The sequence below is a fragment of the Telluria antibiotica genome (genome assembly GCF_011682055.1).
GTDB classification, from domain to species: Bacteria; Pseudomonadota; Gammaproteobacteria; order Burkholderiales; family Burkholderiaceae_D; genus Telluria; species Telluria antibiotica.
The window spans coordinates 1-2,434 of the sequence record NZ_JAAQOM010000041.1 but is presented as its reverse complement, the minus strand read 5'-3'; the positions used below and the strand labels follow the sequence as shown (position 1 = coordinate 2,434).

At 66.8% G+C, this 2,434-nt stretch carries 3 protein-coding genes; all 3 read left to right on the top strand.

Annotation, left to right across the window (positions count from 1 at the left end; all coding sequences use genetic code 11):
* Positions 1 to 82: 82 nt before the first annotated feature.
* From tnpA to tnpC, 3 genes are read left to right on the top strand one after another with little or no spacing between them, the layout of a single operon-like run.
* On the top strand, positions 83 to 442 hold the full coding sequence (gene tnpA, locus HAV22_RS30705; RefSeq protein WP_208296455.1) for an IS66-like element accessory protein TnpA: 360 nt from the start codon (positions 83 to 85) through the stop codon (positions 440 to 442).
* Complete coding sequence (gene tnpB, locus HAV22_RS30700) at positions 439 to 786, top strand: IS66 family insertion sequence element accessory protein TnpB (RefSeq protein WP_166865620.1); 348 nt, start codon at positions 439 to 441, stop codon at positions 784 to 786. The genes tnpA and tnpB overlap by 4 nt, the downstream gene beginning before the upstream one ends.
* A gap of 30 nt (positions 787 to 816) precedes the next feature.
* The gene (tnpC, locus tag HAV22_RS30695; protein WP_166865617.1) at positions 817 to 2,355 is read left to right on the top strand and encodes an IS66 family transposase; all 1,539 of its coding nucleotides are present in this window, start codon (positions 817 to 819) and stop codon (positions 2,353 to 2,355) included.
* Positions 2,356 to 2,434 lie beyond the last annotated feature (79 nt).

The following is a 2,434-nucleotide window of genomic DNA, read 5'->3' as shown; positions in this document are numbered from 1 at the left end:
GTAAGCGTCGTCCCAGCACCGTGTAGACACCCGATAGCGCGCCACTCAACATAGTCCCCACTATTTTTTAGCGGGGACTATTTTGGCGGGTGAAGCAGAACAAAAGAAGCGTCGGCGCAGCACGAATTATCCGCTGGAGTTCAAGCGGCGGCTGGCGCAGCAGGCGTGCGACGAGTCGGTGTCGGTAGCCCAGCTGGCGATGCAGCATGGACTGAACACGAACATGGTGTTTCGCTGGCGCCGCCAGTTGCGTGCGGGCTTGCTCGGCACGGCGACGCAGTTCCTGCCGGTGGCGTTGGCAGCCGAATCCAAAGTACCGGCTGGCGTCGGTATCGGCGATGCCGGCAGCATCGAAATCCAGTTGGGGCAGGCCACGATCCGCATTCACGGCGTGCCCGATCCAGCGACACTGGCGCTGGTCCTGCAAGGTTTGCGTCCATGATCGGGCTGCCTGCGGGTACGCGAATCTGGCTTGCGGCCGGCGTGACCGACATGCGCTCGGGCTTCAACGGCCTGGCCGCGAAGGTGGAGACGGCACTGAACGAGGACCCGTACAGCGGCCACGTGTTCGTGTTCCGAGGCCGGCGTGGCGACCTGGTGAAAGTGCTGTGGTGGACCGGTGACGGCCTGTGTTTGCTGTGCAAACGGCTCGAGCGCGGGCGCTTCGTCTGGCCGCAAGCCAGCGAGGGCACGGTGACGATGACGCAAGCCCAGCTCTCGATGTTGTTGGAAGGCATCGACTGGCGCCGGCCCGAGCGGACCTGGCGCCCGCAATCGGCCTTGTAAACGTGGGACGACCCGCGTAAACTGGGCCGCATGCTTGACGCCGCCCACCTGCCCGACGATATCGCCGCCCTGAAGGCAATGCTATTGGCCAGCGAGGCACGCGTGGCGCACCTGTCCGCCGAGCTATCGACGCGCACCGCCGAGATCGAACACCTGAAGCTGGTACTGGCCAAGCTGCGGCGCATGCAGTTCGGCCGCCGTTCCGAGAAGCTCGACCAGCAAATCGAACAGCTGGAACTCAAGCTCGAGGACCTGGAGGCAGAAGCGGCGGTGGCCGAAGCGCAGGCACCGGTCGACGTGGCGCCACGCAAGAAGGCCGAGCGCAAGCTGCTGCCCGCCGACCTGCCGCGCGAGGAGCGTATACTGCATCCGGCCGTGGATGCCTGCCCGGACTGCAACGGCAAACTTGCGCCCCTGGGCGAGGACGTGTCGGAACAGCTGGAGTTTGTGCCGGCGAGTTTCCGCGTCATCCGTCATGTGCGTCCCAAGCTCGCGTGCACCTGCTGCGATCGCATCGTGCAGGCCCAAGCGGCCAGCCGTCCCATCGAACGCGGCCTGCCCGGTCCCGGCTTGCTGGCGCATGTGCTGGTGTCCAAGTACGCCGACCACGTGCCGCTGTATCGCCAAAGTGTCATCTACGCGCGCGAAGGCGTGGAACTGGAGCGCTCCCTGCTGGCCAGTTGGGTTGGCGCGGCCAGCGCGCTGCTGCGCCCTTTGACCGAGGCCTTGCGCCGCCACGTCTTCTCCGCCACCAAGCTGCACGCCGACGACACGCCGCTGCCCGTGCTCGCGCCGGGCAACGGCAAGACGCGCACGGCGCGCCTGTGGACCTATGTGCGCGACGACCGCGCCAGCGGCGCCAACGAGCCGCCCGCCGTGTGGTTTGCATACTCGCCCGACCGCAAGGGAGAGCATCCGCGGGCGCACCTGGCCGGCTTTACCGGCGTGTTGCAAGCCGATGCGTACGCCGGCTTCAACGCGATCTACGAGAGCGGACGCGTCGTCGAAGCGGCGTGCTGGGCGCACGCGCGCCGCAAGTTCTACGACCTGCACGCGGCTCGTCCATCGCCCCTGACCACCGAGGCGCTGCGCCGCATCGGCGAGTTGTACGCCATCGAAGAGGCCATCCGCGGCAAGCCGCCGGACGTACGCCTCGCCGAACGGCGGGCGCGGGCCAGGCCGCTGCTCGACGACCTGGAGCGCTGGCTACAGGCCACGCTTGCCACGCTCTCGCGCAAATCGGACACGGCGGCGGCGATCCTGTACGCGCTCAAATTGTGGCCGGCCCTGACCCGCTATGCCGACGACGGCCGCATCGAGATCGACAACTCGGCTGCCGAACGGGCCTTGCGCGGCGTGGCCCTGGGTCGACGTAACTTCCTGTTCGCCGGCGCCGACAGCGGCGGCGAACGCGCGGCAGCCATGTATGGGCTCATTGGAACGGCCAGGCTGAACGGTATCGACCCCGAAGCCTGGTTGCGTCACGTGCTGACGCATATCGCCGATCATCCCGTGAATCGTGTCGACGACTTCCTGCCCTGGAACTGTGCCGCCAACCTGGCCGGCTGAACTCCGCTTCCCAGCGGTGTGACGAGTATCATCTCGCATCGACCTCGATAGCTCAACACGGTGCTGGGAACACGCTTAC